Source organism: Streptomyces sp. CNZ301 (assembly GCF_004217425.1).
On record NZ_SHLG01000002.1, the window covers coordinates 698,802 to 711,096 of the forward strand.

Sequence of the window (12,295 nt, forward strand, 5' to 3'; positions counted from 1 at the left end):
GGCCGTCAATACTTTGTCCGAACATTCTCCATGAGAGTTTGTCCGAACAAAGTGTCCGCCCTTCTCCGGCCTCCGGCCCTGCCTGCGAGGGCACGGCGCCGGGGGCGATGGAGACTCGGCGGCGGGTTCCCGGCTCAGGACCGCACGAGCAGCTGGAAGTCGAACGCGTAGCGCGAGGCCCGGTAGAGGTGCGAGGCGTACTCGACGGGACGGCCCGTGTCGTCGAAGGTCGTGCGCTCCATGGTCAGCAGCGGCGCCCCCGCGTCCTCCCCCAGCAGCTTCGCCTCCTCCGCGGTGGCGGCCCGGGCACCGACGGACTGGCGCGCGCTGTGCAGCGTGACACCGAGGCCCCTCATCAGCCGGTAGAGGCCCGTCGACTCCAGCTCCTCGCCGCTCTCCCCCTGGAGCAGGTCGCCGGGCAGGTGGTTGCGGAGGAAGGCCATGGGCTCGCCGTGAGTCAGGCGGAGCCGCTCCACGCGCCGCACCTGGGCGCCCTGGACGACGGAAAGCGCGGCGGCGACCTCGGCCGTGGCCTCCTCCTTCTCGTACATCAGCAGCTGCGTGGCCGGGCGCTGGCCCGCGGCCTCCAGATCGTCGTAGAGACTGCTCAGCTCCAGCGGACGCCGGACCTGGGAGTGCACGACCTGGGTGCCGATGCCGCGGCGGCGTACCAACAGGCCCTTGTCGACCAGCGACTGGATGGCCTGGCGCACCGTGGGGCGGGACAGACCGAGCCGCCCCGCGAGCTCGATCTCGTTTCCGAGCAGGCTGCCGGGGGAGAGTTTGCCGCGTTCGATGGCGGTCTCGAGCTGTTGGGCGAGCTGGAAGTACAGCGGGACGGGACTGCTGCGGTCCACGCTGAACTCGAGGTCCACGGGATCATTCTTGGCCACGAGGGGAGCGTAGTGCGCGGGGCGGTCCACCGGAAGGCGTAAGTTCGGTTGTCCGGACAAAGCGGACCGTGATCCGGTGATCCCTCCCCGTGGTTCGTCCAATTGTCCTGACAAAGTATTGACAGCTCTCGAAGCGGCACGCGAACGTACCCACATGCGCATCGGACTCATCGGCACCGGCCGGATCGGCACCTTCCACGCCCGCACTCTCGTCGCCGAACCCGAGGTGAGCGAACTGCTCGTCACCGACGTCGACGCCCCGCGCGCCGCCGAGGTGGCCGGGGACCTCGGAGCGACCCTCGCCCCCTCACCCGAAGAACTCCTCTCCCGCGACCTCGACGCCGTGGTGATCGCTTCGGCGACCGCCTCGCACGCGGGCCTGATCCAGGCGGCGGCCGGGCGCGGCCTGCCCGTCTTCTGCGAGAAGCCGATCGCTCTCGACCTGCCCGGCACGATGGCCGCCCTGCGCACCGTCGACGAGGCCGGAACCCTGCTGCAGATCGGCTTCATGCGCCGCTTCGACGCCGGGTACGCGGCGGCACGCGCCGCCGTGCGCTCCGGCTCGCTCGGCCGGCTGCACACCGTGCGTGCCGCCACCTCCGACCCGGCGCCGCCGCCGGCCGCCTACATCCCGCTCTCCGGCGGCCTCTACCGCGACTGCCTCGTCCACGACTTCGACGCCCTGCGCTGGGTGACGGGCCGCGAGGTGCTCTCGGTGTACGCGGCCGGCTCGGACGCGGGCCCGGAGATGTTCCGCGACGCCGGTGACGTCGACACGGCCGCCGTGCTGCTCACACTGGACGACGGCGTGCTGTGCACGGCGACGGCCACCCGCGTCAACGGCGCCGGGTACGACGTGCGCATGGAAGTCGCGGGCGAGAAGGACCAGATCGCCGTGGGCCTCGACGCCCGAACGCCGCTGACCTCCGTCGAGCCGGCGGCGACGCCGTCGAAGGGCACGCCCTGGCCCGGCTTCCTGGAGCGGTTCGCCCCGGCGTACGAGTCCGAACTCTCCGCGTTCGTGCGGGCGGTGCGGGGCGAGGCGCCCAACCCGTGCGACGGATACGAGGCGCTGGCCGCGCTGCGCATCGCCGAGGCGTGCGAGCTCTCTCGGCGCGAGAAGCGTCCGGTGGCGGTGGCCGAGCTGGCCTGAGGGCCGTGCCGGGCCGTGCTTCCGCCCGGCGCCCCCGCCGATGCCGGCGAGCCGACGCGTGCGTCAGCGATGGGTCAGCACGTTGACCACGCGCCCGTTCGGATCCCTGACGAAGAAGCGGCGCACGCCCCACTCCTCGTCCTGCAAGGGGTGCACGATCTGCGCGCCGGCCTCGACGACCGCCGCGTACACCGCGTCCACGTCCTCCACCTCGACGCTCATGTCGGGCTCGACGGGCGCGGTTTCGTCGCGGTTCATGACGATGACCTGCGCCGTGGGGTTGTCGGGAGAGGCGAGGGTCATCACCCAGCCCAGGTTCATGACCTCCTCCAGGCCGAGCAGCCCGTAGAAGTCGCGGCTGTCCTCCATGGCCTCGGTACGGATGTCTGGCACGACGCGGCGGACGGACATCGAAGCTCCCCTGGGTCGGCCGGCCCGGACGGCCGGAGATGTCCGGACACTAGCCGCCGGGCGAAGCCGCGGCCACCAGGCGTCCGGCGGCACGGCCGCAGCGCCCGCGCGCCCTTCTCACGCCGCCGCTTTTTCCCGCGCGCGGGCTCAGGGCGTGACGGCAGGCGGCCCGCCACGGGCGAGGAGCCGGAAGATCTTCGCCGTGTGCGGGCACGGAGGTCGATGGGTCATCGCCGGCTCCGGGACATGGACGGCCCGAACCGGCCCCGGGCTCAGGGCTGTTGGGCCGTGCCCGCCGGATCCGCCGGGTCCGTCGCGTCCGCCGGGTCCGTCGCGTCCGCCGGGTCCAGCAGCTTCACCATGAATGTGCAGCCGTCGGCGACACGGTGGGTGAGGCCGGCGCTGTCCTCGTAGGAGCCGCAGTCGAGATAGGGAGTCGAGTCGCGGTAGCCGAGCCGCTTGTAGAGGTCGTGCGTGCGCGGGTTGTTCTTCTCCACGCCCACGCCGACCTTGACGCGGCCCCGCGCGAGCACGAGCCGCTCGGCGGCCTGGATGAGGGCGGTGCCGACGCACTGCGTGCGCAGCGCCTCCGGCCAGAGGCCGAGACCGCTGATCTCGGAGCAGTCGGGGTGCACGGCCCTGACCTCCGGCGCCTGGCAGCCCTCCCAGAGGATGTCGCAGCTGCCGACGGGCAGTCCGTCGCGCCATGCGATGAGGAAGGTGGCTGCACCCTCGCGGTGCCGGCGGAAGCGGGAGGCGTGGTCGCAGGCAGCACCGGGCGAGGGCATGTGCTCTTCGAGCACTGCCACGTCGGTTTCCCGGCACTCCCTGATCTGCATTGGCACAGACTAGATTCTTCTTGTGCCGTTGAGGTGGGGGTTCGGGAGTCATGTGAGGCGGAACATGCGGCTCCGCCCGCAGCCGCTGCTCGCGGGCCGTCGCCGGCTGACCGCTGCGGCGCCCCCCTGGGGTGACGCCCGGTACGGCACCGGTTGCGGAAAGCGGGTCAGCGGCCGCGTCTGCGGGACGAGTCGGGGACGGCCTCCTCGAGCCGCTGCAGCAGATCCGTGACGCGCTTCGCGGTCGCCTCACGGTCCCCCTTGGTGAGCGCCGAGCCCATGCCGCAGGCGACGGCGCCGGCGGCGATCCACTCGGGGGCGTTCTCGACGGTGACACCGCCGGTGGGCAGGAGCGGTGCCTGCGGAAGCGCCGCCCGTACGTCCTTGAGCCAGGACGGGTCGTGGCCGGAGGCGGGGAAGAGCTTGAGCGCGTCGGCGCCCAGTTCCAACGCCCGCACCATCTCCGTGGGCGTGGCGACGCCGGGGAAGACGGGAACGCCGTATCGGTGGCCGGTGCGGATGACGTCCGCGTCCAGCGCGGGTGAGACGAGGAACAGCGCGCCTGCGTCGATCGCGGCGCGCGCGGAGGCCGCGTCGAGGACGGTGCCGGCGCCGATGACGCATTCCGGCCCGGTCTCGCGCCGCAGGGTGGACACGGCGTCCAGGGCGTACGGGGTGGTGAGCGAGATCTCCAGGCTGTTGACGCCCGCGCCGAGGAGCGTGTCCGCCGTCGACGTGACGCCCTCGTAGCCGTCACTGCGGATGATGGCGAACATGCGCTGCTCAAGGGCGGTTCGGGTGATCTCCCATCGGTACACGGCTGTGGCCGCCTCTCTTCTGGTCCGGCGGAGCGGCAGCGGTACGGCCGTTGTGACCCGTTCCCCCGCCACGCTCCGCCCCTCGCGGTGCGCTCGGTCTGCTGGTCGTTCAGTCTTTCGGTCTTCGCCTGGACTTCTTGTTGCCGCCAGGCGGCTCCGTACCCGTGGTCAGCGGTGCACGGAATCGGCGCCGCCGAGGAACCCCGCCAGGGCGCGGTCCCTCGCGTGGGCCGTGGGCAGCCCGTCGGTGTCGCCCGGCGCCTGCACGACCAGGGCGGCGACGCATGCCGCTTCGGCCAGGGCCTCTTCGGGCTTCCGCCCCCGCAGCCAGGCCGAGAGCCAGCCGGCGGCGAACGCGTCGCCCGCGCCCACCGGGTCGCACACCGGAACGTCGAAGGGCTCCTGTGTGCACTCCCCGTCCCTTCCGAGGGCGGCCGCCGAGTGGTCACGTCGCTTGACGACGACGGTGCGGGCGCGGCCCATCGTCAGCAGTGCCTTCGACGTCTCCTCCGCGCCCCCTCCCAGCAGCAGTTCCAGCTCGTCCTCCCCCGCGATGACGAGGTCGGCCTCGCGGAGCAGCGGGCCGACCGTGCGGATCCAGTCGTGCTCGGTGCCCAGCTTGCGCCGCACGTTCGGGTCGAAGGAGACGGCGGCGCCCGCCTGCCGGGCGCGCTCGACCAGCGCCCAAGTGGCCTGTGCCGCCGACTCCGAGAGCATGGGCGTGATGCCCGAGACGTGCACCACCCGGGCCCCCTCCAGCATCTCGGGGCGGATCTGGTCCGCCGAGAGGAGCGAAGCGGCGGAGCCGGCGCGGTAGTACTGCACATCGATCACGCGCTGCGGGTGGCTGTCGCGCAGCAGCAGACCGGTGGGTGCCTTCGGGTCCCTCTCGGCGCCGGAGACGTCGACTCCGTCCGCGCGCAGCTCGCGCAGCACGGCCTCCCCGGCGGGGTCGTCGCCGACGCGGCCGATCCAGCGGGCCCAGTGACCGAGGCGGGCGAGGCCCTGGGCGACGTTGGACTCGGCGCCCGCGACGGAACGGCGGAAGGAGGCCGCGCGGTCGAGCGGCATGCCGGGTTCGGCGAGCATCAACAGCATCGCCTCACCGCAGGTAATGGCCTCCGGTCCGTTTACCACCGGTTTCTCCCCACATCTGCCACCAAGGCATCACTCTCAGTGGAGACGTTACCCGTTCACACGGACAATGCCACCCCCGGAGGCGGACTTCCTCCCCCGTCGAGGAAGCGGCGCAGCGGCAGCGTTGCAGCGCCGACGGTCACGGCGTCCGGGCCGAGCCTGCACATCTCGACGGCCGTACGGGCCGCCGGGTACCGGAGAGCGTACGCGTCCGTCGCCTCCCGCACAGCAGGAAGCAGCTGTGGCCCCAGCAACAGTCCGGCCCAGCCTCCGATCACTATCCGTTCCGGGTTGAACAGGTTGACCAGGTCGGCGATGCCGGCGCCGAGGTACTCGGCGGTCTCCGCGAGCACGCCCGCGGCCACGCGTGCCTGCTCCCCCTCGCCCTGCCCGGCGGCCAGCAGTCCGGCGAGGGCCGACTCCTCGTCGTCGGTACCGGGTTCGCCGCCCGCCTCCCGCCAGCGGTCGATCACGGCGCGCGCCCCGACGTACGCCTCCAGACAGCCGCGCGCCCCGCACCGGCAGCGGCGGCCGCCCACGGTGAGCACGGTGTGGCCCCACTCGCCGGCCCCTCTGGAGGCACCGCTGTAGGGCTCACCGCCGGTGACCACGCACGCTCCGACCCCGGAGCCGATCAGCGCGATCACTGCGTCCCGCGCTCCGCGCCCCGCCCCGAACCACATCTCGGCCTGGCCGAGGGTCTTCGCCCCGTTGTCGATGTGGAGGGGGACCCGATGCCCTCTTTCCCGCGCTCCGCCTGCCGGGAGCCCGGCGGATTCGCGCAGCAGGGCCTCCAGCGGCACCGCGTCCCAGCCGATGGTCTGGCCGTGCACCACCGCTCCCACGTCGGAACGCCGCTCCACGATGCCGGGCACGCCGATTCCCACACCCAGCAACGGCCCGGTGGACGGCCCCACTTGGGCGAGCACCGCGGCGAGGCCCTTCTCGACGAGCTGAACGACGAGTGCCGCGTCGTGCCCGCCGTCGTCCAGCGGCTGTTCGCTGCGGGCGACTTCGTCGAGCTTCAGGTCGAACAGCTCGACCCGCACCCGCGTTTCACCGACGTCGACGCCGATGAGACAGGCGCTGCGCGGCGCGACGCGCAGCAGCGTCCGGGGGCGGCCGCCGTCGGAGCCGACGGACCCGGCCTCCTCCAGGACGCCCTCGGCGAGGAGTTCGGTGACGACATTGCTTATCGACCCGGAGCTGAGCCCCGTGGCCGGGCCCAACTCCTGCCTGCTGAGCGGCCCTTCGAAATAAAGATTGCGCAGCACGGACGCGCGGTTGCTGCGCCGCAGGTCGCGCACGGTTCGACTGTCTTTCCCGTCCATCAGCTGCCCTCCTCTGCCAATCTACCTCTGTCAGAGGTCTTGACGCCCCTTTCTTTCACTACTTAACTCACGGCGTGAAATTAGTGGTTCGGGTCATTCAGGATCCGAACACAGCCGCCTCGGGGAGGGGCCGCCGCCATGAGCAGAAGCCGGGCACGGACCGCAGTCACCGTCACACTCGCCGCCGCAATGACGGCCGTCACCGCCGCGTGCGGTGGCGGCAGTTCCACCGACGGCGAGGGCACCAACGACAATCCGAAGGAGCTCACCTACTGGGCCAGTAACCAGGGCACCAACATCGCCCACGACAAGCGCGTGCTCACGCCGGAGCTGAAGCGCTTCGAGAAGCAGACCGGGATCAAGGTCAAGCTCGAGGTCATCCCGTGGGACAGCCTCCTTGACCGCATCCTCGGCGCCACGTCCTCCGGCCAGGGCCCGGACGTGCTGAACATCGGCAACACGTGGTCCGCCTCCCTCCAGGCGACGGGAGCCCTGCTGCCCTGGGACAAGAAGAACATGGCCGAGGTCGGCGGAGCCAAGCGCTTCACGCCCTCGGCGCTGGCCGCCGCCGGCGCACCGGACAAGGACCCCGCGGCGCTGCCGATCTACTCCCTCGCCTACGGGCTCTACTACAACAAGAAGATGTTCAAGGACGCGGGCATCGACGAACCCCCCGCCACCTGGGACGAGTTGATCGAGGACGGCAAGAAGCTCACCGGTGACGGCAAGTACGGCATCGCCGTCGAGGGCGGCGACCCGGTGGAGAACTCCCACCACGCGTTCATCCTCGGCAAGCAGCACGGCGCCGACTTCTTCGACCCCTCCGGCAAGCCGACCTTCGACTCGCCCGGAGCCGTCAGGGCCGTCAAGCAGTACGTCGACCTGATCGCCGCCGAGAAGATCGCCCCGCCCGGGAACGCCGAGTACGCCAAGCGCGAGTCCGTACGCGACTTCGCGACGGGCAAGGCGGCCATGCTCATGTGGCAGGCGGCAGCGACGAGCCTGAAGTCCAACGGCATGAAGTCCTCCGAGTACGGCGTCGCACCGATACCCGTGCAGGCACGCGGTTCGGGCGAGAAGGGCACCAGGTCGATGGTCGCGGGCATCAACCTGGCGGTCTTCAAGAACACCGACAACATCGACGGTGCCCTGAAGTTCGCGAAGTTCATGACGTCCGACAAGGAGCAGCGCCACCTCAACGAGGCGTACGGATCGATCCCGCCGGTCAGGTCGGCGCAGTCCGACAAGGCCTTCGAGACGTCCGACCTGAAGGTCCTGCGCGATGTGCTCACGACCTCCTCCGCGCCTCTGCCCCAGGTGGAGGACGAGTCGAAGTTCGAGACGCTCGTCGGCAAGGCCACCAAGGACCTCTTCGCCGACGCCGCCGCCGGGCGCAAGGTCACGACCGATTCGGTGAAGAAGGAACTGTCCGCCGCGCAGCAGCAGATGCGCAAGTAAGCGGCGCCGATGACGACTCTCAGCCCCCCACCCGGCACGGCAACGGCACCGGCCGGCAACAGGCCCTCACTCCCCCGGCGCAGGCGCATCCTCCCCGACCGCCTGCGCCGGGCCGGACTGCCGTACCTTCTGCTGCTGCCCGCCCTCGTCCTGGAGATCCTCATCCACCTGGCGCCGATGGCCGTCGGCGTGGTGATGAGCTTCAAGGAACTGACACAGCAGTACATCCGGAACTGGGACGCGGCGCCGTGGATCGGCGCGGACAACTTCCGCGTCGCCGTGGACGTCAACGCCCCCGTCGGCGAAGCCCTGTTGCACTCGTTCCTCGTCACGTGCGCCTTCACGGTGCTGGCGGTCTCGCTCGCGTGGCTGCTGGGCGTGACGGCGGCGATCCTGATGCAGGAGTCCTTCCGCGGACGCGGATTGCTGCGGGCGCTGTTCCTCACGCCGTACGCGCTGCCCGTCTACACCGCCGTCATCACCTGGTCCTTCCTGCTCCAGCGCGACGGCGGCATGGTCAACCACGTCATACACGACCAGTTGGGGCTCACCGACTCCGAGCCGTTCTGGCTGATCGGCGACAACAGTTTCGCCGCGCTCGTCGTCGTCGCCGTGTGGCGCACCTGGCCGTTCGCCTTCCTCATCCTGATGGCCGCGCTCCAGAACATCCCGAAGGAGTTGTACGAGGCGGCCCAGGTCGACGGTGCCGGCATACGGCAGCAGATCCGCCGGATCACGCTGCCGTCGCTGCGCCCGGTCAACCAGGTGCTGGTGCTGGTGCTGTTCCTGTGGACGTTCAACGACTTCAACGTGCCGTACATCCTGTTCGGGAAGTCGGCGCCCGAGGCGGCGGACCTGATCTCGATCCACATCTACCAATCGTCCTTCGTCACCTGGGACTTCGGCTCCGGCTCGGCGATGTCCGTACTGCTGCTGCTCTTCCTGCTCCTGGTGACGGGCGGCTATCTGCTGGCGACCGGCGCGGGGAGGAAGCGCGATGTCTGAGACGACGACCGCCCCCGCGGGCGGGATCGGGAACGGCACGGCGGACGGCACCTCACGCGGGTCCGGCGGCACGGCCGTCGCAGCCGGCTCGGGTGCCGGATCCCGCAAGGGCCCGCGGGGCGGCTCCCGCGCCGTCTCCCCCACGGCGCCGCCGCCGTCCTTCGTGTGGACACGCCGCATCGTCCTGACCCTGCTGACACTCTTCGCGGCGACTCCGCTGCTGGTGATGGTGAGCAGTTCGCTCAAGCCGCTGCAGGACGTCTCCGACCGGTTCCGGTGGATTCCGAGCTCGTTGACGATCAGTCCGTATGTCGACATCTGGAGCACGGTGCCCCTGGCGGACTACTTCCTGAACTCGCTGATCGTGGCGGGTGCGGCGACCGGGTGCTCGGTGGTCATCGCCACGTTCGCGGCCTACGCCGTCAGCCGCTACCGCTTCCGCGGCAAGCGCCTGTTCACGGTCACGATCCTCTCGACGCAGATGTTCCCCGGCATCCTCTTCCTGCTGCCGCTCTTCCTCATCTTCGTCAACCTCGGAAACGCCACGGGCACAGCGCTCTACGGCTCGCGCGGGGCGCTGATCGTCACCTACCTCACCTTCACCCTGCCCTTCTCCATCTGGATGCTGATCGGCTACTTCGACTCCATTCCCCGCGACCTGGACGAGGCGGCCCTCACCGACGGCTGCGGGCCGCTCGGGGCGCTGATGCGCGTGGTGGTACCGGCGGCCGTGCCCGGCATCGTCGCCGTCGGCGTCTACTCCTTCATGACGGCTTGGGGCGAGGTCCTCTTCGCGTCCGTCATGACGAACGAGACCACGCGAACCCTCGCCATCGGGCTGCAGGGCTACGCCACGCAGACGCAGGTCTACTGGAACCAGGTCATGGCTGCCTCGCTCGTCGCGAGCGTGCCGATCGTCGCCGGGTTCCTGCTGCTGCAGCGCTATCTCGTCACCGGGCTCACGGCGGGCGCCGTGAAGTGAGCGTCAAGTGAGCGGGTGAGCAGGGCCGTTCGGCTGGGACTGGGCGGTGCCGTGCCGGGGTGCCCTCCGAGCAAGGCACCGCCCGGGCACCGCCCGTCCTCATCACCGGTATCCCGCCACCCAACACCTGCCACCTGCCTGCCCGGGCCCGATCCCGCCCCGTACGAAAGGAACGTTGTGTCCGAAGCGACCGAATCCTCCCATGCCCCCTCGACGTCGCCGTTCCCGCTGCCCGCCGACTTCCTGTGGGGCGTGGCCACCGCCTCGTACCAGATCGAGGGTGCCGCGGCCGAGGACGGCCGCGAGCCGTCCATCTGGGACACCTTCTCCCGCGTGCCCGGCGCGGTCGCGAACGGCGACAACGGCGACGTGGCCTGCGACCACTACCACCGGTGGCGCGAGGACATCGCCCTGATGAAGCAACTGGGCGTCGACGCCTACCGGTTCTCCGTCGCCTGGCCGCGCGTCGTGCCCGGCGGCAGCGGAAGGACCAACGAGGCCGGACTGGCCTTCTACGACCGGCTGACCGACGCGCTGCTGGAAGAGGGCATCACGCCCTTCCCGACGCTCTACCACTGGGACCTGCCGCAGGCGCTCCAGGACCGCGGCGGGTGGCCCGCACGGGAGACCGCCGAGCACTTCGCCGCGTACGCCGCGGCGGTCGCGGAGCGTCTCGGCGACCGCGTCACGCACTGGGCGACGCTCAACGAGCCTCTGTGCTCGGCGTGGATCGGCCACCTGGAAGGGGCGATGGCCCCGGGGCAGACCGACATCGAAGCGGCGGTCCGCGCCTCGTACCACCTGCACCTGGGGCACGGGCTGGCCGTTCAGGCCCTCCGCGCGGCGGTGCCGGACGCGCAGGTCGGCATCGTCAACAACCTCACCCACTGCGAACCGGCGTCCGAGAAGGAGGCCGACGTCGCCGCCGCGCGGCGCGCCGACGGGCACACCAACCGCTGGTGGATGGACCCGCTGCACGGCCGCGGCTACCCGCAGGACATGCTGGAGCTGTACGGGGTCGAACTGCCCGAGCGGCCCGGCGACTTGAGGACCATCGCCGAGCCGCTGGACTGGCTGGGACTGAACTACTACTTCCGCAACATCGTCGCCGACGACCCGGGCGGTCCCCTCCCCCGCGCCCGTCAGGTCGTACCGGCCGGGGCGCGGCGCACCCACATGGACTGGGAGGTGCACCCGCCCGGCCTGGCGAAGACGCTGCGGCGGATGACGGACGACTACGGCGCCCGCCGCATCTACATCACCGAGAACGGCTCCGCGTACCCGGACCTGGTGGGCCCGGACGGGGAGGTCCACGACCCGGAGCGGGTCCGCTACCTCGACGAGCACCTGGCCGCCTGCGTCGACGCCGTCGACCAAGGGGTGCCGCTGGCGGGCTACTTCGCGTGGTCGCTGATGGACAACTTCGAGTGGGCCTACGGCTACGACAAGCGCTTCGGGCTCGTCCACGTGGACTATCCGACGCAGCGGCGGACGATCAAGAGCAGCGGTCACCACTACGCGGACATCGTGCGCAGGCACCGGCGCCGCGCCCGCCGGGCCGCGTAGCCGGTCGCCGAACACCTGCCCCTGCGTCCCCCAGCCCGGCCCCACGGACCAGCCGGGCGGAGTCGAGGACGTGGTCTTCGAGAACCCGGACGGCTCCCGTGCGGCCGTCGTCCTCAACTCCGCCGATTCGGCACGGAAGTTCTCCGTCACCGAGGCCGGCCGATCGCTGGCGTACGAACTTCCGGCGGGTGCCGTGGCGACCTTCGCCTGGCCTGCGGCACCCGCCGGCTGACCGGCGGCTGACGGAGGGGGTGAACGTCGTCAGCAGCTGAAGTCGACCTTGTCGAACGACTCGTAGTGGTCCTCGGTGAAGTAGTCCTCCTGCTCCTCCTCACCGGTCACGATGCGCTTGGCTCCCCGGTCGGGGGAGCCGGGCGTCTCCACGGTGTACTCGTGGTAGTAGCCGGTGTCCTGGTCCGGGAGGATTCCTTCGCGGTTCTCGAAGACGGTCCCGTCCTGCGGATACGGGTAGGGACCGCCCTTGTCGATGAGGTCGAGGGTCTCGTGGGCCTCCTCCGGCAGCTTGGACTCGCAGATCTCTCCGACGTCCGCGGCGGCGACCGCCGCCGGAGCGGAGGCCTTCGGGGCGTCCGCGGTCGCTTGGGCGATCGCGGCGGGACCGCCGACGAGGAGGGAGAGGGACAGGGCACCGAGGGCGCTGAAGCGCGCGATTCGTGGGGGGAATCTCATGCACCCATGCTG

Annotated in this window: 12 protein-coding genes and 1 pseudogene; 6 read left to right on the forward strand and 7 right to left on the reverse strand. The window is 70.9% G+C overall.

Features of this window, described 5'->3' with window-relative positions; all coding sequences use genetic code 11:
* Window positions 1-134 precede the first annotated feature (134 nt).
* Window positions 135-857 (reverse strand): GntR family transcriptional regulator, encoded by a 723-nt coding sequence (locus tag EV375_RS27235; protein WP_130302920.1) that lies wholly within the window; start codon window positions 855-857, stop codon window positions 135-137.
* A gap of 190 nt (window positions 858-1,047) precedes the next feature.
* On the opposite strand from EV375_RS27235, the gene EV375_RS27240 reads away from it, so the two are divergent.
* The gene (locus EV375_RS27240) at window positions 1,048-2,046 is read left to right on the forward strand and encodes a Gfo/Idh/MocA family protein (protein ID WP_130302573.1); all 999 of its coding nucleotides are present in this window, start codon (window positions 1,048-1,050) and stop codon (window positions 2,044-2,046) included.
* Between the two features lie 63 nt (window positions 2,047-2,109).
* Here EV375_RS27240 and EV375_RS27245 read toward each other — a convergent pair whose 3' ends face one another.
* The 5 genes from EV375_RS27245 to EV375_RS27265 form a co-directional block, all read right to left on the reverse strand.
* Window positions 2,110-2,457, reverse strand: coding sequence for a VOC family protein (locus EV375_RS27245; protein ID WP_130302574.1), 348 nt, complete (start codon window positions 2,455-2,457; stop codon window positions 2,110-2,112).
* 272 nt (window positions 2,458-2,729) lie between these two features.
* A complete protein-coding gene (locus EV375_RS27250) occupies window positions 2,730-3,296 on the reverse strand; it encodes a GNAT family N-acetyltransferase (protein ID WP_130302575.1) in 567 nt (188 codons plus the stop codon).
* A 167-nt stretch (window positions 3,297-3,463) separates the two neighbouring features.
* On the reverse strand, window positions 3,464-4,114 hold the full coding sequence (locus EV375_RS27255; RefSeq protein WP_130302576.1) for a bifunctional 4-hydroxy-2-oxoglutarate aldolase/2-dehydro-3-deoxy-phosphogluconate aldolase: 651 nt from the start codon (window positions 4,112-4,114) through the stop codon (window positions 3,464-3,466).
* A gap of 168 nt (window positions 4,115-4,282) precedes the next feature.
* Window positions 4,283-5,212: a sugar kinase gene (locus EV375_RS27260; RefSeq protein WP_130302921.1), complete on the reverse strand. Its 930-nt coding sequence runs from the start codon at window positions 5,210-5,212 to the stop codon at window positions 4,283-4,285.
* 95 nt (window positions 5,213-5,307) lie between these two features.
* Window positions 5,308-6,582: an ROK family transcriptional regulator gene (locus tag EV375_RS27265; protein WP_130302577.1), complete on the reverse strand. Its 1,275-nt coding sequence runs from the start codon at window positions 6,580-6,582 to the stop codon at window positions 5,308-5,310.
* A gap of 138 nt (window positions 6,583-6,720) precedes the next feature.
* Here EV375_RS27265 and EV375_RS27270 point away from each other — a divergent pair, with 138 nt between their 5' ends.
* The 5 genes and pseudogenes from EV375_RS27270 to EV375_RS30000 all read left to right on the forward strand — a co-directional run.
* Window positions 6,721-8,040: an ABC transporter substrate-binding protein gene (locus EV375_RS27270; protein ID WP_130302578.1), complete on the forward strand. Its 1,320-nt coding sequence runs from the start codon at window positions 6,721-6,723 to the stop codon at window positions 8,038-8,040.
* Window positions 8,041-8,049: 9 nt separating this feature from the next.
* Window positions 8,050-9,045 (forward strand): carbohydrate ABC transporter permease, encoded by a 996-nt coding sequence (locus tag EV375_RS27275; protein WP_130302579.1) that lies wholly within the window; start codon window positions 8,050-8,052, stop codon window positions 9,043-9,045.
* A complete protein-coding gene (locus EV375_RS27280; protein WP_130302580.1) occupies window positions 9,038-10,027 on the forward strand; it encodes a carbohydrate ABC transporter permease in 990 nt (329 codons plus the stop codon). The genes EV375_RS27275 and EV375_RS27280 overlap by 8 nt, the downstream gene beginning before the upstream one ends.
* A 177-nt stretch (window positions 10,028-10,204) precedes the next feature.
* The gene (locus EV375_RS27285; RefSeq protein WP_486588833.1) at window positions 10,205-11,593 is read left to right on the forward strand and encodes a beta-glucosidase; all 1,389 of its coding nucleotides are present in this window, start codon (window positions 10,205-10,207) and stop codon (window positions 11,591-11,593) included.
* 43 nt (window positions 11,594-11,636) lie between these two features.
* Window positions 11,637-11,825: pseudogene (locus tag EV375_RS30000) on the forward strand (glycoside hydrolase family 30 beta sandwich domain-containing protein); the annotation flags it as partial.
* Window positions 11,826-11,854: 29 nt separating this feature from the next.
* On the opposite strand, the gene EV375_RS27295 reads toward EV375_RS30000, so the two are convergent.
* Entirely contained in the window at window positions 11,855-12,283 is a 429-nt protein-coding gene (locus EV375_RS27295) for a ribonuclease domain-containing protein (protein WP_130302582.1), read from the reverse strand.
* Window positions 12,284-12,295: the final 12 nt, after the last annotated feature.